At 55.7% G+C, this 13,142-nt stretch carries 15 protein-coding genes; 11 read left to right on the forward strand and 4 right to left on the reverse strand.

The window, feature by feature from the left end; genetic code table 11:
• The 7 genes from ACSZPU_RS17605 to osmV all read left to right on the forward strand — a co-directional run.
• The coding region (locus ACSZPU_RS17605; RefSeq protein ID WP_499001374.1) for a 4Fe-4S dicluster domain-containing protein at positions 1–257 on the forward strand (257 nt) is incomplete at its 5' end.
• Between the two features lies 1 nt (position 258).
• The gene (locus ACSZPU_RS17610; RefSeq protein ID WP_499001377.1) at positions 259–1,116 is read left to right on the forward strand and encodes a dimethyl sulfoxide reductase anchor subunit family protein; all 858 of its coding nucleotides are present in this window, start codon (positions 259–261) and stop codon (positions 1,114–1,116) included.
• A gap of 20 nt (positions 1,117–1,136) precedes the next feature.
• Positions 1,137–1,751 carry a Tat proofreading chaperone DmsD gene (gene dmsD, locus ACSZPU_RS17615; protein ID WP_499001378.1) on the forward strand — a complete coding sequence of 205 codons (615 nt, stop codon included), beginning with the start codon at positions 1,137–1,139 and terminating at the stop codon, positions 1,749–1,751.
• Between the two features lie 254 nt (positions 1,752–2,005).
• On the forward strand, positions 2,006–2,716 hold the full coding sequence (gene osmY / locus ACSZPU_RS17620; RefSeq protein ID WP_499001381.1) for an osmoprotectant ABC transporter permease OsmY: 711 nt from the start codon (positions 2,006–2,008) through the stop codon (positions 2,714–2,716).
• A 20-nt stretch (positions 2,717–2,736) separates the two neighbouring features.
• Positions 2,737–3,639, forward strand: a complete 903-nt coding sequence (gene osmX, locus ACSZPU_RS17625; RefSeq protein ID WP_499001384.1) for an osmoprotectant ABC transporter substrate-binding protein OsmX — start codon at positions 2,737–2,739, stop codon at positions 3,637–3,639.
• Positions 3,640–3,648: 9 nt separating this feature from the next.
• Positions 3,649–4,296, forward strand: a complete 648-nt coding sequence (gene osmW / locus ACSZPU_RS17630) for an osmoprotectant ABC transporter permease OsmW (RefSeq protein ID WP_499001386.1) — start codon at positions 3,649–3,651, stop codon at positions 4,294–4,296.
• Entirely contained in the window at positions 4,296–5,444 is a 1,149-nt protein-coding gene (osmV, locus tag ACSZPU_RS17635; protein ID WP_499001389.1) for an osmoprotectant ABC transporter ATP-binding protein OsmV, read from the forward strand. The genes osmW and osmV overlap by 1 nt, the downstream gene beginning before the upstream one ends.
• A 225-nt stretch (positions 5,445–5,669) precedes the next feature.
• Here osmV and bioD read toward each other — a convergent pair whose 3' ends face one another.
• From bioD to ynfL, 3 genes are all read right to left on the reverse strand, one after another.
• Positions 5,670–6,365, reverse strand: a complete 696-nt coding sequence (bioD, locus tag ACSZPU_RS17640) for a dethiobiotin synthase (protein WP_499001392.1) — start codon at positions 6,363–6,365, stop codon at positions 5,670–5,672.
• Between the two features lie 125 nt (positions 6,366–6,490).
• Positions 6,491–7,711 (reverse strand): sugar metabolism global transcriptional regulator Mlc, encoded by a 1,221-nt coding sequence (mlc, locus tag ACSZPU_RS17645; RefSeq protein WP_499001394.1) that lies wholly within the window; start codon positions 7,709–7,711, stop codon positions 6,491–6,493.
• Between the two features lie 130 nt (positions 7,712–7,841).
• Complete coding sequence (ynfL, locus tag ACSZPU_RS17650) at positions 7,842–8,738, reverse strand: multidrug efflux transcriptional activator YnfL/SxtR(Kp) (protein WP_499001397.1); 897 nt, start codon at positions 8,736–8,738, stop codon at positions 7,842–7,844.
• A 107-nt stretch (positions 8,739–8,845) separates the two neighbouring features.
• Between ynfL and ynfM the strand changes: the two genes are divergently transcribed.
• On the forward strand, positions 8,846–10,096 hold the full coding sequence (ynfM, locus tag ACSZPU_RS17655) for a multidrug efflux MFS transporter YnfM/SxtP(Kp) (protein ID WP_499001399.1): 1,251 nt from the start codon (positions 8,846–8,848) through the stop codon (positions 10,094–10,096).
• 70 nt (positions 10,097–10,166) lie between these two features.
• Here ynfM and ACSZPU_RS17660 read toward each other — a convergent pair whose 3' ends face one another.
• Complete coding sequence (locus ACSZPU_RS17660; RefSeq protein ID WP_499001400.1) at positions 10,167–10,262, reverse strand: KPN_01571 family protein; 96 nt, start codon at positions 10,260–10,262, stop codon at positions 10,167–10,169.
• A gap of 131 nt (positions 10,263–10,393) precedes the next feature.
• On the opposite strand from ACSZPU_RS17660, the gene ACSZPU_RS17665 reads away from it, so the two are divergent.
• The 3 genes from ACSZPU_RS17665 (at position 10,394) to asr (ending at position 13,075) form a co-directional block, all read left to right on the forward strand.
• Positions 10,394–11,878 carry a carboxypeptidase M32 gene (locus ACSZPU_RS17665; protein WP_499001402.1) on the forward strand — a complete coding sequence of 495 codons (1,485 nt, stop codon included), beginning with the start codon at positions 10,394–10,396 and terminating at the stop codon, positions 11,876–11,878.
• Between the two features lie 60 nt (positions 11,879–11,938).
• Complete coding sequence (locus ACSZPU_RS17670; RefSeq protein ID WP_499001403.1) at positions 11,939–12,424, forward strand: GNAT family N-acetyltransferase; 486 nt, start codon at positions 11,939–11,941, stop codon at positions 12,422–12,424.
• Positions 12,425–12,736: 312 nt separating this feature from the next.
• Complete coding sequence (gene asr / locus ACSZPU_RS17675; RefSeq protein WP_499001404.1) at positions 12,737–13,075, forward strand: acid resistance repetitive basic protein Asr; 339 nt, start codon at positions 12,737–12,739, stop codon at positions 13,073–13,075.
• The last annotated feature ends 67 nt before the right edge of the window (positions 13,076–13,142 follow it).

The following is a 13,142-nucleotide window of genomic DNA, read 5'->3' on the forward strand; positions in this document are numbered from 1 at the left end:
GCCATATGACCAAGTGCGATGGCTGCTACAGCCGCGTCGCCGACGGCCACAAGCCGATTTGCGTGGAATCCTGCCCGTTGCGCGCGCTGGACTTCGGCCCGATTGAAGAGCTACGCAAAAAACACGGCGAGCTGGCGGCGGTTGCCCCGCTCCCGGCGCCGCACTTTACGAAGCCGTGCATCGTGATTAAACCTAATGCCAACAGCCGCCCGACTGGGGATACCACCGGCTATCTGGCAAATCCGCTGGAGGTGTGAGATGGGTAACGGATGGCATGAATGGCCGTTAGTGCTGTTTACGGTACTGGGGCAATGTGTGGCGGGTGGCCTGATCGTCACCGGCATGGGCTGGATGGCAGCGAAAGACGATGCGGCCGCTCAGCGCCGCATCACGCTGAGCATGTTCTTGCTTTGGGTGCTGATGGGGATTGGTTTTATCGCCTCCATGATGCACCTGGGTTCACCCCTGCGCGCGTTTAATTCGTTAAACCGCGTGGGTGCCTCTGCGCTGAGTAATGAAATCGCGGCGGGCTCGATTTTCTTCGCCGTCGGCGGTTTCTGGTGGCTGGTCACGGTGCTCGGGAAAATGTCCGCTGCGCTGGGCAAAATCTGGCTGATTATCAGCATGGTGCTGGGCGTGGTGTTTGTCTGGGCGATGACCCGTGTTTACCAGATTGACACCGTTCCGACCTGGCATAACGGTTACACCACGACAGGATTCTTCCTGACCATGCTGCTCGGTGGTCCGCTGCTGGCAGCGCTGCTGCTGCGTCTGGCGAAAACCACCTTCAACGGCGCGACCTTCGCCTCGCTGAGCGTGGTGGCGTTGCTGGCAAGCCTGGGTCTGGTTATTCTGCAAGGAATGAGCCTTGCCGGAATACACAGTTCCGTGCAGCAAGCCAGCATGCTGGTCCCGGCGTACAGCGAAATGCAGGTCTGGCGCATGGTGTTGCTGGTGGCGGGTCTCGGCTGCTGGATCTGCCCGCTGGTCATGCGTAAACAACCGCGTGCGGCAAGCCTGGTCGCCGGCGTCGCACTGGTTGTTGTGGGCGAGTTGATTGGCCGTGGTCTGTTCTACGGATTGCACATGACCGTCGGCATGGCGGTTGCAGGTTAACCACAGATTCAGGGAACGTAATGACTGACACTTTACACACTGACGATTTTGCTTTTTCCGCGCGGGTGCTGGGCGGATTGTTCTACTACCCGCCGGACAGCGAGCAGGCACAGGCGCTGATCGCGGCATTCAGCCAGGGCGAATGGCAAACCCAGTGGCCGATGGCGCAGGACGCGCTGGCACCGCTGGTGCCGTTATTCTCCGCTGAATGCGAGGAAAGCATTCCCCAGGCCTGGCAGCGGCTGTTTATCGGACCGTGGGCGCTGCCTGCGCCGCCCTGGGGGTCTGTCTGGCTGGATAAAGAGAGCGTGCTGTTTGGCGAATCCACGCTGGAACTGCGCCAGTGGATGCGCGACAACCACATCGCCTGGGATACGCAGCAGAATGAGCCGGAAGACCATTTTGGCACCCTGCTGATGCTGGCGGCATGGCTGGATGAAAATCAGCGCTACGCCGCCTGCGATGAACTGCTGGCCTGGCATTTCCTGCCGTGGGCCGGGCGTTTTCTCGAGGTTTTTGTGGCAGAAGCTGACCATCCGTTCTGGCAGGCGGCGGGTACCCTCGCACAGTTGACGCTGAATGACTGGCAGAGCCGTTTATTGATGCCGGTTGCCCAAAAAACATTCCACCGTTAACCCTGCCTTCTGCGCCCATAGGTGACAACGTCACTTTATGGGCGCATTTTTAAGACAATTCTTTACGTACCCCGTCAGCCTGTACGCCATCAGCGATGGCGCAAATCATCTGCAAAATCTGCACCTTAAAAGATTCTCCGCAAACTGGAATCCTTCCCAGGTGGTTGCTATAGCTCAAATACCCTGCCGAACATGGCATAACAACACGCAACCTTCCGTTGCCATAACGCATGCAAACAGGGAGACACACTGCAATGCAAATTTCCGCACTCTCACGCGCCCTGCTGTTTATTGCGGCGATCATCGTCGTACTGGCGCTCCTGGTCTGGGGTATTGGTCTGGAAACGATCAAAACCCGTCAGGTGGATTTGCTCTACCTCGGGCAACAGCACTTAATTCTGGTGTTCAGCTCAATGTTCTTTGCTCTGCTGGTCGGTATTCCCAGCGGGATTGCGCTTAGCCGCCCGGCTGCGCGCGGTGTCGCCGAATACGTGATGCAAATCTTTAACGTTGGTAACACCCTGCCGCCGCTGGCCGTACTCGCCCTGGCGATGGTCATCATCGGCATCGGTGATAAGCCCGCCATCATTGCCCTGTTCCTGGCATCTCTGCTGCCCATTGTGCGTAACACCTACGCCGGGCTGTGCTCGGTTCCGGCCTCGCTGCTGGAAGCGGCGAACGGTATCGGCATGACCAAATGGCAGCGGCTGTATCAGGTGGAATTGCCCAACGCGCTGCCAGTGATCCTCTCCGGGGTACGTATCGCCACAGCCATCAACGTGGGGACCGCACCGCTGGCGTTTTTGATCGGGGCCAGCAGTTATGGCGAGCTGATCTTCCCGGGTATCTACCTGAATGATTTCCCAACGCTGATCCTCGGGGCCGCCACCACCGCCCTGTTCGCGCTGATTCTGGACGTGCTGCTGGCGGCGCTTGGGCGTTACCTGAGCCCGCACGCGGCCTGATAACAAGAAAAGGAATCCCTATGAGACTGACTTCCCGCCTGCTGGGGCTACTGAGTGCCACGCTGCTGTTCACCGCGAGCGTACACGCGGCTCCGCTGATTCTGGCGACCAAAAGTTTTACTGAGCAGCACATCCTGTCGGCTCTGACAGTGCAGTATCTGCAAAAGAAAGGGTTTCAGGTACAGCCGCAAACCAATATTGCAACGGTGATTTCCCGTAATGCGATGATCAACAAGCAGATTGATATGACGTGGGAATATACCGGCACCTCATTGATTATCTTTAACCACATTAAAGAGCGCATGACGCCAGAGCAGTCTTACGAAACGGTAAAACGTCTGGACGCGAAGCACGGTCTGGTGTGGCTAAAACCCGCCAACATGAACAATACCTACGCTTTTGCCATGCAGCGTAAACGCGCCGAGGCCGAGCACATCAACACCATGTCAGACATGGTGGCTAAAATTGAACAGATTCGTCAGACCGACCCGAAACACAACTGGCTGTTGGAGCTGGATCTCGAATTCGCCGGGCGTAGTGACGGTATGACGCCCTTCCAGCAGGCCTATAACCTCAAGCTTGACAGGCCGCAAATCCGCCAGATGGACCCCGGTCTGGTCTATAACGCCGTGCGTGATGGCTTTGTGGACGCCGGGCTGGTTTACACCACCGATGGCCGGGTAAAAGGCTTCGATTTGAAAGTGCTGGAAGATGACAAAGGCTTCTTCCCCAGCTATGCCGTGACGCCGGTGGTGCGTAAAGACACGCTAGAGGCCAATCCGGGGCTGGAAGAGGCGCTGGATACGCTTTCTGGTCTGCTCAATAACGACGTCATCATGACGCTCAACGCAAAAGTCGATATCGATCATCAGACGCCGCAGCAGGTGGCGCACGACTTCCTGCATGAGAAAGGTCTGCTGTAAGGAGCGCCTATGGATACGATTCACTACATGATGGATAACTTGGGCTATCTGGCAACGCTCACGCTTCAACACCTCTGGCTGGTGTTGCTGGCCGTCGGTCTGGCGATTGTGATTGGCGTTCCGCTGGGGATCCTGATCGTGCGGCATAAATGGCTGGCGACACCGGTTCTGGGGCTGGCGACCATTGTGCTGACCATTCCGTCTATCGCCCTGTTTGGCCTGATGATCCCGCTGTTCTCGCTGGTCGGCCAGGGGATTGGCGCCCTGCCCGCTATCACCGCCGTGTTCCTCTATTCCCTGCTGCCGATTGTGCGTAACACCCATACGGCGCTGGACAGTCTGCCGCCCGGCCTGCGCGAAGCCGGACGCGGGATCGGCATGACCTTCTGGCAGCGTCTGCGCTGGGTGGAAATCCCGATGGCGCTGCCGGTGATTTTCGGCGGCATTCGTACCGCCGTAGTAATGAATATTGGCGTAATGGCCATTGCAGCGGTGATCGGTGCCGGTGGTCTGGGACTGTTGTTGCTTAATGGTATTGGCGGTAGCGATATCCGCATGCTAATTGCGGGGGCGCTGATGATCTGTTTACTGGCTATTGTGCTTGACTGGCTGCTGCATCGCTTGCAGGTGGTTCTGACACCGAAGGGGATTCGATAATGATTAAACTGGAAAATCTGACCAAACAATTTACCCAGAAAAATGGCCAGACCGTGAAGGCCGTCGACAGCATTAATTTGCACGTGCCGGAAGGTGACATGTGCGTGCTGTTAGGCCCGTCCGGCTGCGGTAAAACGACCACACTGAAAATGATTAACCGTCTGATTATGCCCAGCAGCGGGAAAATCACCATCAACGACCAGGACACCAGCGAGATGGACATCGTCACCCTGCGCCGCAACCTGGGCTATGTCATCCAGCAGATCGGTCTGTTTCCCAATATGACCATCGAAGAGAACATTACCGTGGTGCCACGGATGCTGGGATGGGATAAAGCCCGCTGTAAGAGCCGTGCCGAAGAGTTAATGGAGATGGTGGCGCTGGATGCGAAAAAATTCCTCCATCGCTACCCGCGTGAGATGTCCGGCGGCCAGCAGCAGCGTATCGGGGTGATTCGCGCGCTGGCGGCGGATCCGCCGGTACTGCTGATGGATGAACCGTTTGGCGCGGTCGACCCGATTAACCGTGAAGTGATCCAGAACCAGTTCCTGGAGATGCAGCGTGCGCTGAAAAAGACCGTCATGCTGGTCAGCCACGATATTGATGAGGCGCTGAAGCTGGGGGACCGCATTGCGGTGTTCCGCCAGGGACGCATTGTGCAGTGTGCCAGCCCGGATGAGCTGCTGGCAAAACCGGCCAACGAGTTTGTCGGCTCTTTCGTTGGCCAGGACCGCACGCTGAAACGTCTGCTGCTGGTTTCCGCGGGCGACGTCACCGATCAGCAGCCGACGCTGACGGTGCGCGAATCAACGGCGGCGCAGGAAGCCTTCTCGATTATGGATGATAACGATATCCGGGCGATTACGGTGGTGGATGCCGACGGTAAGCCGTTGGGCTTTGTGAAGCGCCGGGAAGCCCGTGGCGCGCAGGATAGCTGTGCGGCGCTGCTGCATCCGTTCCGCATCACCGGCAAAGCCGAGGATAACCTACGCGTAGTGCTGTCGAAGCTGTATGAAAGTAATACCAGCTGGATGCCAATTGTAGATGAGGCCGGGCGCTATAACGGGGAAATTTCGCAGGATTATATTGCCGATTACCTGAGTTCCGGCAGAACTCGCCGGGTGCTGAATATTCACAGCGATGCGTAAGAGTGGCGTTGATTGGTGGAGATATTAACATCCGAGGGGATTGCGGCTTTTCCCCCTCACCCTAACTCTCTCCCTCAAGGGAGAGGGAACCGTTCGGTGCATTTTGTGACAACGTAACGAAAATAAGGCGCTTGCGCCGCCATCCACGGTCTATTTACCATCACGCGCAAACTCGTAGCCCGGATAAGGCGCTCGCGCCGCATCCGGGACTTACCCAACATCCCGTTACACCAGCACGCGCTCGGCAATCAGCATCCCTTTCGCCATCTGCAAATTGATGTAATGCGCCAGGTCGCGCTGTTCGGCGCGCGGCAGATAAGGCAGCTCACCCACCAGCGGAGCCGGCAGTTTACGGCTCAGCACGTTAATGATTTCGGCATAATGCGCCAGCCCAGGATTGATGCGATTCGCCACCCAGCCAATCAGCGGCAGACCGTCACTGGCTATCGCCTGTGCCGTTAACAGCGCGTGGTTGATGCAGCCTTCCTGAATCCCGACCACCATCAGCACACCCATTTGTTCCTGCACCACCCATTCGGAGAGCGGGCGCAGATCGTTCATCAGACTGCGCCAGCCACCTGTCCCTTCCACCACCACGTGATCAACCTGATCGCACAGGCGGGCAAGGCCATTGGACAGCAGGGTGTAATTGATCGGGAAACTGTGCGCCACGCTGCTTTCATCTTCGCTAAAGGCAATCGGGTTAACCGCAGAATAAGGTAATTCAATTGATGACACGCTTTGCAGCACCAGCGCATCTTTATTGCGCAGGCCTTCCGGCGTCTCTTTACTCCCTTTAGCGACCGGCTTGTAACCCGCGACGGTGCTGCCGCCAGCGGCCAACGCCTGTAGCAGCGCGCGGGACACAACTGTCTTCCCGACAGACGTATCAGTACCCGTTACAAAGAAACGCTTAAGCATCGCTAACTCCACCGTTATGCTACGAAAATATAAATCAGGAAAATAATTCAGTAGCGAAAGTCTACGTTAGGGCTGCGGTGTTCAGCTTGAGATAGCGCAATTTTTCGTACAACAGTGTAAAAATGTTACCCCTGCAACAAACGAATCAACAACGATCCGTTATACATCGCGTCCTTCACCAGCGCCGCCCCGGCCATGGTGCCCTGGTTGGTAAACTGGGTACTTTCAACGGCAATGTGCTTGCTGTAGGCAGGTAGAGACTGCTGGCGAATGCAGTCAGCAATCGCCGGGAAGAGGATATCCGCCGCCTTGCTGAGCGGCGAACCGATAAGAATTTTTTGCGGATTAAATAAATTCACCATGATGGCGAGAATACGCCCGACGTTCGCCCCCACGCCGCTGATAATGTCCTTCGCCAGCAAATCTCCCTGCTGAGCCGCGTCACACAGCGACTCAACCGTCAGCGGCTGCTGATGCAGCATTGAGCTCATCGACTGGCTCATACGCAACTGTGCAAGCTCCAGCACGCTCTCCACGCTGGCAATGGTTTCCAGACAGCCGTGGTTGCCGCAATAACAGCGCTTACCGTACGGGTCGACCTGCGTATGACCGATCTCCACCAGGCTACTGCTGCCCGCATGAAGCAGACGACCATCGGTAATCACCCCGGCACCCACGTTATGGTCGATAACCACCTGGATAACGTCACGTGCCCCGCGCGATGCGCCAAACAGCGCCTCAGCCATCGTCCAGGCGCTGATATCATGCTGGACATAGACTGGAACGCCGGTGTGCTTTTCCAGCGCTTCACCCAGTGGCATATCTTTCACGTCTTCATAAAACGGCATGCGGTGAACAATGCCATTTTCCGTGTCAATAATTCCCGGCAAGGTAATGGCGATGGCGGTCAAACGCTCCAGCTTCTGCTGATGGCGAATAAAGAACTGATCGATATGGACAATGATGCGCTGCAGCAGCGGCTTTTCGTCAATCAGCGGAAGCTCCTGACGCTCTTCCACCACCAGCTTGCTGCTTAAATCACGTAAAGAGAGGAAGATCTCCCCGCGGCTGATGCGCAAAGAGAGGTAATGCCAGGCTTCGGTCTCCACCACCAGCCCGACAGCAGGCCGTCCACGGCTGCCAGGCTCCTGAATCTCGGTTTCCTGAACCAGGTGTGCTTCGAGCATTTCCCGCACAATCTTGGTGATACTGGCAGGCGCAAGCTGCGCCAGACGTGACAGATCGATGCGCGACACCGGGCCAAGCTGATCAATAAGGCGGTAGACAGCCCCTGCATTGGTCTGCTTAATTTGATCAATATGCCCAGGCTGACTATCAGCAACCACCACTTACTCCCTTTATTTTCGAGCTCGAAATAAACTTTGGGATATGGTGAAGCACTTCAATAGTCGCCGTCAAATATTTACGTAGGCTTGTGATTTACCGCACATTTTGCAGGCGTATACTGACCATTTTTTAGGCATTCGCCGCAGAAATGAGTTGTTCTCTGAAACGCTGTGCCGCTGTTCCCTGTTCATGATGCTTCGCCCATACCAGCCACATTTCTGATACCGCGTCCGCTTCCAGGATCGGTACCCAGCGCATCTCATTAAGCTGCACGCGGCGAAAAGAGGCCGGTAAAATCGACACCCCGAGCCCTGCCGCCACCAGGCCAATAATGGTCATCGCTTCCCCCACCTCCTGGGTAATCGACGGCGTCAGGTTATAGCGGCGCAGCAACCCGAGGATATCGTCATACAGTCCGGTACCAACATGAGGATCGAAAAAGACAAACGGCTCACGCGCCAGTTCAGCCAAAGACACGCCCACTTTTGCCGCTAAGGGGTGGTCACGATGAATCATTGCCAGCAGCGGTTCGCGCAAAATCACCTGCCAGGCCAGCGTGTCGGGCAGCAACGTGTTACGCATCAGCCCAAGATCGAGGTTGCCCTCATTGAGCGGGGCAATCTGTTCGCGGGTATTGATTTCCCGCGTCTGGATATGTACATCCGGATAGCGCTGGCGAAACGATGATAGCGTATCCGACACCGCCGTAATAAAGGGTGCCGATGAGGTAAAGCCAATGCGCAGATCCCCGGTTTCTCCCTGATGCAGGCGGGCCGCCCGGCCAACCGCATCATCAACCTGGCTTAGTATCTGCCGACTGTCGGCCAGAAATTGCCTGCCTGCGGGCGTCAGCGAGACGCTGCGGTTGGTGCGCGCCAGCAATCGCGCGCCGATTTGCTGCTCGAGGATCTGGATTTGCTGGCTCAGCGGCGGCTGGGAAATATTCAGCCGCGCCGCCGCATGACCAAAATGCAGTTCTTCGGCGACGGCAATAAAATAACGAAGGTGACGCAGCTCGATATTCATATCTTAAACATATCATTTGAGATTATTAATATATTAGACAGAACAATGGCCTTTTCATACCCTTAAATCATCCCCGCCTGACCGGGATGTAAACTTAAGGATTTCAAGTGAGTCGTACAACTACCGTCGATACCCTCCCGGCAAGTGGTGTTGATGGAAATAACCGTCCTTTGCCGGCACAGTTTATTAAACGTGGTACCCCCCAATTTATGCGCGTCACCCTGGCGCTCTTCTCCGCCGGACTGGCCACTTTCGCTCTGCTCTATTGCGTACAGCCTATTTTGCCCGTGCTGTCGCAGGAGTTTGGCGTGTCTCCGGCAAACAGCAGTATTTCACTGTCCATTTCGACTGCCATGCTGGCTATCGGGCTGCTGTTTACCGGCCCGCTGTCTGACGCCATTGGCCGTAAGAAAGTGATGGTGACGGCGCTGCTGCTCGCTTCGTGCTGTACGTTGCTCTCCACGCTGATGACCAGCTGGCACGGCATTCTGATCATGCGCGCGCTGGTTGGGCTGTCACTCAGCGGGGTGGCTGCCGTGGGCATGACCTACCTGAGCGAAGAGATCCACCCCAGCTTCGTCGCCTTCTCCATGGGGCTGTACATTAGCGGCAACTCGATTGGCGGCATGAGTGGACGTCTGATCAGCGGCGTGTTCACCGACTTCTTTAACTGGCGTATCGCGCTGGCAGCGATTGGCTGTTTTGCCCTGGCCTCCGCGCTGATGTTCTGGCGTATTTTGCCGGAGTCCCGCCATTTCCGTCCGAGCTCATTACGTCCGCGCACCCTGTTCATTAATTTCCGCCTGCACTGGCGTGATAAAGGGCTGCCCTTATTATTCCTTGAGGGTTTCCTGTTAATGGGATCCTTCGTCACCCTGTTTAATTACATTGGCTACCGGTTGATGGAATCGCCGTGGTTTTTAAGCCAAGCGGTGGTGGGATTACTTTCCGTTGCTTATTTAACCGGCACCTGGAGTTCACCGCGTGCCGGGGCAATGACCGTTAAATATGGCCGTGGCCCGGTAATGGTCGGTTCAATTGCGATTATGTTTACCGGCCTTTTATTAACCCTGCTCTCTTCCCTGGTAGCGATTTTTATCGGCATGCTGCTCTTTACCGCCGGTTTCTTTGCTTCCCACTCGGTCGCCAGCAGTTGGATCGGCCCACGGGCGCGCCGCGCCAAAGGTCAGGCGTCATCGCTGTATTTGTTCAGTTATTATCTGGGTTCAAGTATTGCGGGTACGCTGGGCGGTGTCTTCTGGCATAACTATGGCTGGAACGGGGTGGGCGGCTTTATTGCGCTGATGCTGATGCTGGCGTTATTTGTTGGCAGCAGACTCCATCGCCGCTTACGTTAAAACGGTAGGATTTACCTTAGGGCCCCAATATAGCGTTGGGGCTTTTTTATTGCTCCCGCACTTTAACCGCTCAGAACATCGCCATGATTGACGATGCCCCTATCAATTCGCGTACTGCGTCAAGTGCCATAAGAGCAAATATGATCCACACAAAGGGATTCATCATTTAATCTTTACGGTTGATTTTACATGCAGAAACTACGACTTTTCTATTATCGTACAGGGGTAAACGGTTAGCCATAAAGCCACCGGGTTTGATGGTGATTATGGAAATTATTCATACAGACAAGAGGCATTATGGAAAATAGCAATTATCAACAACTCACCCGCACCTTCCAGCGCCTTTCTCGCTTCTCCCACCTCTCCGCCATTGCCGGATGGGACATGTTCGCCATGATGCCGCCAGGGGGCAGCACCGCCCGTGGTGAAGCACTGGCGGAACTGGGCGTGTTACAGCATCAAATCCTGACCGAGAAAAAGGTCGGGGAATGGCTGCACAATGCCCAGTTCGAAGACCTTAACGACGTTGAACAGGCCAACCTGCGTGAGATGGCGCGCCAGTATCAGCAGGCGGCGCTGCTGCCGGAATCACTGGTGGAAGCCAAAGCGCTGGCGGGCAGCAAGTGCGAACATGCCTGGCGCACCCAGCGTCCGGCTAATGACTGGACCGGGTTTAGCGCCAACCTGAAAGAAGTGGTGAAACTCAGCCGTGAAGAGGCGAAGATCCGCGCCCAGGCGAAAGGCTGTTCACCGTATGACGCCCTGCTGGATATCTTCGAGCCGGACATGACCAGCGCCCGCCTGGATGTGCTGTTCGCCGACCTGAAATCCTGGCTTCCGGACCTGCTACAGCAGGTGGTCGACAAGCAGTATCGCGAAACGCTGATTGCGCCAGACGGCCCGTTCCCTGTGGCCACACAGCGTGAACTGGGGCTGGAAGCGATGACGGTACTCGGCTTCGATTTTAACGCCGGGCGACTGGACGTAAGCGCGCATCCGTTCTGCGGCGGCGTGCCGGAAGATGTCCGTATCACCACCCGCTACGATGAAAATGAACTTCTGAGTGCCCTGTTTGGCGTAGTTCATGAAACCGGGCACGCCCGCTATGAGCAAAATCTGCCGCGTCAGTGGCTGGGGCAGCCGGTCGCGCTGGCGCGCTCTACCGCCATTCATGAATCACAAAGTCTGTTTTTTGAAATGCAGCTTGGTCGTAGCGATGCTTTCCTGAAACGTCTGCTGCCCGCCATCATCCAGCATTTTGGCGCGCAACCGGCGTTTGAAGAGCGTAACTTTATCGCCTGGAACCAGCGCGTTAAACCAGGCTTTATCCGCGTTGATGCCGATGAAGTCAGCTATCCGGCCCACGTGATCCTGCGCTATGAAATTGAGCGCGCGCTGATTAACGGCGAGATTGAAGTGGACGACATTCCGGCCCTGTGGAACGAGAAAATGCAGGCGTGGCTGGGCTTGTCTACCGAAGGCAACTACCGTAACGGCTGTATGCAGGATATCCACTGGACGGACGGCGGCTTTGGCTACTTCCCGTCGTACACCCTTGGCGCGATGTATGCTGCACAGCTGTTCCAGGCGGTGCGTACCGCCCTGCCGGGGCTGGATGGTGCCATCGCACACGGTGATTTCTCCGCGCTGTTCGACTGGTTGCGGCAGAATATCTGGCAGCACGGCAGCCGTTTCTCCACCTCGCAGTTGATTGAACAGGCTACCGGCGAGGCGCTGAACAGCCGCTATTTCCGCCAGCATTTAACGGCACGTTATTTGTAAGGCCCTTAAGCACCGTTCAGTGCACACGACCGTGCCCTGAACGGTGCCAACCCTCCCATTGTGAAAGGCAAAAACATGGTTGTGCTTCACCCTATGTCTGAAACGGATTTTGCAGGATTCCTCACCTACTTTATTCCCGAGTATGCGGCAGAAATTGCCGCAAACTATCACCTGTCCCCCGACGAGGCGTTAGCGCAGGCGAAACGGGAAGCGGCCGCCATCCTGCCGGACGGCGAGAAAACCGCAGGCCAAAGCCTAAAACGCATCGTGCACAGCGAAAATGGCACGGAACAACGGATTGGCTACCTGTGGTATCGGGTGAATGCCGAGGACAGCTCGGCGTTTATTTATGATTTTTACCTCCTGCCTGAATTTCGCAGTCAGGGGCTTGGCAGCCAGGCGATGCAGAGCCTGGAATCGCTGCTTGCGAGCGAAGGCATCCGGCAGATCAAATTACGCGTCGCCGCCGAAAACACGCAGGCCAAAAAAGTCTATGAGGCCAATGGTTACCAGCTCACCGGCTATAACATGAATAAACTGCTTTAAATCCTGCCGGAGGCAGAGCATCTGGCCTGCCTTCTCTCACAATTGCGCTGACTTCCGGTCTTTTTTCTGGCTTCACATGCATGCAGGCCTCACGGATGTTTATTGAACACCTGACGAAGTAGAATATAACTAACTGATATTAAATACTTTTTCCGCTAAAAAAGACAACGAGCTGTGATACCCGGCTCGTTTGTACATCCCGTTACACGCCGAAACCAATCACTCACGGAAAGACAACATCTCTGTCGGTATAGTCTCTTCAACGGCCCCGCAGTGGGGTTGAATGATGAAACCAAATTCGAGGATATCAGAATGAAAAAAGTATTAGCTCTGGTTGTTGCCGCTGCTATGGGTCTGTCTTCTGTTGCATTCGCTGCTGATGCCGCTACTACAACTGCTGCGCCGGCTCCTGCTGCCACCACTACCACTGCTGCTCCGGCTGCTGCAAAAACCACTCATGTGAAAAAAGTTCACAAGAAAAAAGCCGTTGAGCAGAAAGCTCAGGCCGCTAAAAAAGTGAAAAAACACCACAAAAAAGCAGCAACTAAACCGGCTGTAGAGCAGAAAGCTCAGGCTGCTAAAGTGAAAAAACATCACAAAAAAGCAGCAGCTAAACCGGCTGTCGAGCAGAAAGCTCAGGCTGCTAGATAGTGTCGTCACAAGATTTTAGCCCAGAGAGCGATGCATCTGATCTGGACGGCAGCGAGAAATGAGGCCG

This window comes from Phytobacter sp. V69 (assembly GCF_965644215.1).
GTDB lineage: Bacteria > Pseudomonadota > Gammaproteobacteria > Enterobacterales > Enterobacteriaceae > Phytobacter.